Below are 2923 nucleotides of genomic sequence, written 5' to 3' on the forward strand. Positions count from 1 at the left end.
CCCTTACCCCCTTACACCCCCACACCCCTAATTCTATGCTGCCATCCAAATTTGTCGAAGCTGCTGGGTTTCCTCTGCCCTGGCAAGAAAAACATCTACAACAATATATTAGCGATCGCCTCAAAGAGCGCGGATTCATCACTCAACAAGAAGCCCCAGCCAACGGCGGTAGAGCCGATATTGTCACTAATTGGCAGGGTGGTGCGATTATCGAATGTAAAAAATATCTCGACCGTGACCACATTTACCAAGCTGTTGGTCAACTTAACCTTTACGGGCTGAACAATACACATAAGTTAGTTGTTATGGGTTTCCTGACACCTGATGCTCTTTTGCAGCCATCGGCTCTCAAGACTGCTTCAATGGTTGAGCAGGATCGCCGGATTCAAGTTGTGTTCGTCAATCTTCAAGAAGAATGGCTTCCTGGTAGCCAAGTACAAATTGGGTTTAGATTGTGGAACTTTCAACTTCCACAATTGCCCAATTTCAAAGATTGGCGTTGGTGGTTCAATGTAGCTAAGGCTAATCCTTTGATTTTGGTACTAGCTGGTTCTTTATTTCTAGGGGTGTTGCCAGAATTGAAAAAGCTAACTCCTACTACTGTTATGCAACAGATTCAGCGTCCTTAATTTGATTTTTTCTCACATAAATTTTGATTAAAATGATCCACTTGACTATAACCAGACTTACTCCTCTACTCAAGCAAACCGCTTATGTTGGGCTGGGATTTTTAGTTATGCTGTTGATAACTGGTGGTCGTCCTTCAGGTTCTATCGTAGGGTTGAGTGTGGTTTCAGGTATTGCTTTTGTTGTTTGGGATGAAAATAAGAGAAGTATGAAATAATTAGATAAGTCTCACGCTATGAATATAGCCACAGATTTGTTATTTCTAAATGAAGAAATCGCCTGATGTTAGAGGTCAAGAAGCTACATCATTAATTCAAGTATTTGACTCTTTATCTGGTGTAGAAGCACAAGAATATGCCCAAACTCAAGATTCAAGAATACCTTGCTAAATACCAGGAGGAGTTTCCTGATGGAAAGATTAATCGTGAACTCCCCGCACCCACCGATACAATTTCTGTGGTTTGTGATCCCCTTAACTGGCATTGTTATCCAGAAAACGTAGTCAGGATTTATTTGTCTAACTACGGGCAAGAGGTTTGGGTCGTGGGCGTAGGCGATTATCAGCACCCAACCATTTGTAATAGAGTGTTTGAAGAATTAGACGATGCTTGCAGCTTTATTACTAATCGTCCTGATGAGATTTCAAAGCAATGGCTTGTTGATAATGGATTTGATTTTTTAGAAACTCCCATATCAAAGGCTGAACGTATTGGTTAAGCTTGGTAATCAAGCTGTTAAATTCTAGAACGGCAAAACTAACTTGAGAGGTGAAACGAAAGGCTTAATTGCGTTTGCACGAAAGAAAATCAAAAACGATTTTTCTAGGTTTCCAAAATATCTCTAGCAAGTTTTACCACATTAGGTTAAATTTGAATAAAATTGCTCTTTTCAAACATCAAAATTAGAAACTATGAACCAAATAGACCCAACCGCAAATAATACTAGCGAACAGCCTCATGTAATTGTAGTAGACGAATTTGCTTTCATTAGCGATTCTCTTGAAGGGCATCCACAACGCGAAAGGATTCTGGAGAAAATTCAGGATTATCAATCTCAGGTTTTACGGGCAGAGCGCACTAAGAAACGTTAATTCTAATTATTGTGAATTCTGGTTGGCAATCAAGCTGATGGCTTGTTACCAATACCCAGTTGTTTTTTGCTGCATTTTAACTGTTTCCAAAGGGATTTCATCTTTTGGTAAGCATCTTCAGGCTTGAGCTTTCCATTGGTTTGTAGCGCAGTTATGTATTCTATTTTTTGGGCAATTTCTTGTAGATTAGCATTGAATACCAAGTTTTTTGGCTTAACTTGTCCGTGGTAGCGACTACGAGGATACAAGAACTCGTTCTTTTGGTTTTTATCCCAATTTTCCATCACTTTATCTTCCCCCATAAGCGGCTATTACTCAAAAATAGCCACAACGTTAAACGATAACCACTATCTCAATAAATATTTGTATTGCTTGGAAATAACAATTAATTCTTTTAATAAAGAGTTTTTCCCTAAATTAGTAGCAAGCGCATGATTATTGATTGTATTTAATTTCTCAAATTACAGTAAGCAATCCTCGCTGTTCTTGTACAACTCCATTTCATCTCAGAAAAGGAGCCAGCTTTTATTACAATCCATTTTGGCGCTTTACAAGAGCCTACTTAAGCTAAGTTAGCAAATTCGGGCAGCGGTTGCTCAACTTCTTCTGCTTGACTAGCTTTTTGGGTCGAAACAATAGAAGAGTTTGCTTCTAAAGAACGAATCAACTCCCGGATGACATCTGTTGCAGGCCTTCCTGTTTTTTGGCAATATTCTTCTAGCTTCTCCATTTCACTAGTCGCAAGATTGATTGTCAGCCGCTTGACTGCCCATTTTTTATTCATGACTGAGCTAATTTATCTTTTCAAATAGGATATATTCAATTGTAATGTGTTAATTTTTACTCTAACTCCCCTATTATTAAAATATCGCTAAGTTTAGATAAACTTTTTGAGAAAATTAAGTAATAAACATGAAGTATTTACTGGCAAGGTAGCTATTTAATCTCTACTATCATCTTGTAGCTTGTTCAGCCTCAAATATCGCTTACTTGCATTTGAGAAGCTAAAGACGCTTTGTCATTGTTAGTTCGTAAGCTAATCGGCACGCAAGTTGCATAATAATAATAAGAGGAAGTTGTCTAAAAGCAACTATGCCACCAGCAGCCAAAAACTTTTTAACGCCGGAGCAAGTCAGCAAGCTTCATGTTGCTCTAAAAGAAAGTGATCTACCACACGTCAGAGAAAGAATTCTCATTATTCTGCTA

General features: G+C 38.4%; 7 protein-coding genes and 1 pseudogene. 6 read left to right on the plus strand and 2 right to left on the minus strand.

Annotated elements, in window-relative coordinates; genetic code table 11:
• The 5 genes from IQ244_RS32065 to IQ244_RS32080 form a co-directional block, all read left to right on the plus strand.
• A partial coding sequence (locus tag IQ244_RS32065) for a hypothetical protein (RefSeq protein WP_228059306.1) occupies window positions 1–629 on the plus strand: 629 nt, incomplete at its 5' end.
• A 41-nt stretch (window positions 630–670) separates the two neighbouring features.
• Window positions 671–844: a hypothetical protein gene (locus IQ244_RS32070; protein ID WP_228059307.1), complete on the plus strand. Its 174-nt coding sequence runs from the start codon at window positions 671–673 to the stop codon at window positions 842–844.
• Window positions 845–893: 49 nt separating this feature from the next.
• Window positions 894–1016, plus strand: a complete 123-nt coding sequence (locus IQ244_RS33150; protein WP_265578971.1) for a hypothetical protein — start codon at window positions 894–896, stop codon at window positions 1014–1016.
• Complete coding sequence (locus IQ244_RS32075; RefSeq protein ID WP_193900696.1) at window positions 982–1344, plus strand: hypothetical protein; 363 nt, start codon at window positions 982–984, stop codon at window positions 1342–1344. The genes IQ244_RS33150 and IQ244_RS32075 overlap by 35 nt, the downstream gene beginning before the upstream one ends.
• A gap of 193 nt (window positions 1345–1537) precedes the next feature.
• Window positions 1538–1717, plus strand: coding sequence for a hypothetical protein (locus IQ244_RS32080; protein WP_193900697.1), 180 nt, complete (start codon window positions 1538–1540; stop codon window positions 1715–1717).
• Between the two features lie 29 nt (window positions 1718–1746).
• Here IQ244_RS32080 and IQ244_RS32085 read toward each other — a convergent pair whose 3' ends face one another.
• Together IQ244_RS32085 and IQ244_RS32860 are read right to left on the minus strand one after the other, a co-directional pair.
• On the minus strand, window positions 1747–2019 hold the full coding sequence (locus IQ244_RS32085) for a hypothetical protein (RefSeq protein WP_228059308.1): 273 nt from the start codon (window positions 2017–2019) through the stop codon (window positions 1747–1749).
• A gap of 260 nt (window positions 2020–2279) precedes the next feature.
• Window positions 2280–2501, minus strand: coding sequence for a ribbon-helix-helix protein, CopG family (locus IQ244_RS32860; protein ID WP_228059309.1), 222 nt, complete (start codon window positions 2499–2501; stop codon window positions 2280–2282).
• 308 nt (window positions 2502–2809) lie between these two features.
• Here IQ244_RS32860 and IQ244_RS32095 point away from each other — a divergent pair.
• Window positions 2810–2923: pseudogene (locus IQ244_RS32095) on the plus strand (IS630 family transposase); the annotation flags it as partial.

Source organism: Nostoc sp. LEGE 06077, assembly GCF_015207705.1.
In the GTDB taxonomy this organism is placed as follows: domain Bacteria; phylum Cyanobacteriota; class Cyanobacteriia; order Cyanobacteriales; family Nostocaceae; genus Nostoc_B.

Bases quoted from the DNA above. Each gene is read 5' to 3' on its own strand.
- IQ244_RS32075 (WP_193900696.1), top strand. From the start codon at position 982: ATGCCCAAACTCAAGATTCAAGAATACCTTGCTAAATACCAGGAGGAG.
- IQ244_RS33150 (WP_265578971.1), top strand. From the start codon at position 894: ATGAAGAAATCGCCTGATGTTAGAGGTCAAGAAGCTACATCATTAATT.
- IQ244_RS32860 (WP_228059309.1), bottom strand. From the start codon at position 2,501: ATGAATAAAAAATGGGCAGTCAAGCGGCTGACAATCAATCTTGCGACT.
- IQ244_RS32085 (WP_228059308.1), bottom strand. From the start codon at position 2,019: ATGGGGGAAGATAAAGTGATGGAAAATTGGGATAAAAACCAAAAGAAC.
- IQ244_RS32080 (WP_193900697.1), top strand. From the start codon at position 1,538: ATGAACCAAATAGACCCAACCGCAAATAATACTAGCGAACAGCCTCAT.